1 protein-coding gene is annotated in these 1558 nt (G+C 45.6%); it reads left to right on the forward strand.

Going from position 1 to position 1558, the window contains the following annotated elements:
- A partial coding sequence (locus VN105_RS07930; protein ID WP_325639620.1) for a DNA/RNA non-specific endonuclease occupies window positions 1–1487 on the forward strand: 1487 nt, incomplete at its 5' end.
- Between the last annotated feature and the right edge of the window lie 71 nt (window positions 1488–1558).

Genomic DNA, 1558 nt, shown 5'->3' on the forward strand with positions numbered 1-1558 from the left:
GCCATTATTTTTTATTCTTTATCTTCGCCACCGTTCGTTACCATTCTATGCCAAAGAAGAAGAGAAGAAAAAAGAAACAACAAAAGGGATCCGGCAGTTTAGCCATTATCGTTATATTGATTATCGCTGCATTTGCAGTGACCACCTGTTCACGTAAAATTACCGGGGACAAGCCATCATCTCCTGCAAAAAAATCATCTCACAAAAAAAATACAACAACACGCACCGGTACATTTTTACTGGCGGAAGACTTTGAGACAGGTTCCAAAACAAACTATAACAGCGGCGATGTAGAATTATCCAGTGGTATATGGAAGTTTAAGGATGCCGTAACCGGTAACCTGGAGGAGGATCATAAAACAGGTATGCAGGCATTGCGTATACGTGGTAATGGTATGGCCAGGATGAAATTTGATATAGCTGCAAAAGGAACGGTAACGGTTACACTGAAATATGCCGGTTATGGAACCGGTAAAGCAGGCACCTGGGAACTATGGGCGTCAGTGAATCGCGGACAAAGTTATTTTCGTGCGGGCGATCCCGTTAGTGTTACCTCCGGCGTGCTCAAAACCGCCACGTTTACAGCAAAGAGCACAGGTACTATCCGTTTTGATATCCGCAAAACAGACGGCGGTAACAGCCGGCTCAATTTTGATGTATTCCGGGTAACTGCGGGGGGGGAAGAAACGCCGGTCAAACCGGTAGAAAAGCCTGCAGGCGGCGATGATGACAACATGTTGCTGGGAAACCCCAGTGATGCCGGTGAATCGCTGGTGATGGCCAATAATTACCTGATGGATAAGGGATATTATGTGTTGTCGTATAACCGTGATAAAGGAGCGCCCAACTGGGTTTCCTGGCATGTATCGCGTAAGGATATCGGGAAAATGTCGAGAGCCAATGATTTCCGGCCGGATGCCGATATTCCGGGCAACTGGTACCAGGTATCCCAAACCAGTTATATGGGCAGTGGTTTCGACAGGGGGCATAATTGTCCGTCGGGCGACCGCACCGCTACCCGTGCAGCCAATGAATCCACTTTCCTCATGACCAACATGATTCCCCAGGCGCCTAATCATAACCAGCATTTATGGAAAAACCTGGAAGAATATACCCGGGAGCTGGTAATGAAAGGCAACGAGGTATACGTGATCATGGGAAGCTATGGGAGCGGAGGCACCGGCAGTAAGGGCCTGGCCAAAACAATAGACGGTCGTAAAATTACGGTGCCGGATCATATATGGAAAATCCTGGTGGTTTTACCAGAGGGGAACAACGACTTGCAGCGTATTAATAAGAACACGCGGATCATTGCAGTGAACACACCAAATAAAAATGACGTTAATGCAAAATGGACTGCCTACCTGACATCTGTAGAGGAGATAGAGAAAGCCACCAGGTATAAGTTACTCGATAAAATACCGCAGGTGGTACGGCAGGAACTGGTGAAAAAGATGGATGCAGGACGGTCCGCAATGTATCGATAAAAAAAATATTATGTTGTTATGGTAATTAAATTATAAATTGCATAAAATTATTATGTTTTTGTAGTTTGTAA

This window comes from Chitinophaga sp., from assembly GCF_035564935.1.
Taxonomy (GTDB): Bacteria; Bacteroidota; Bacteroidia; order Chitinophagales; family Chitinophagaceae; genus Chitinophaga.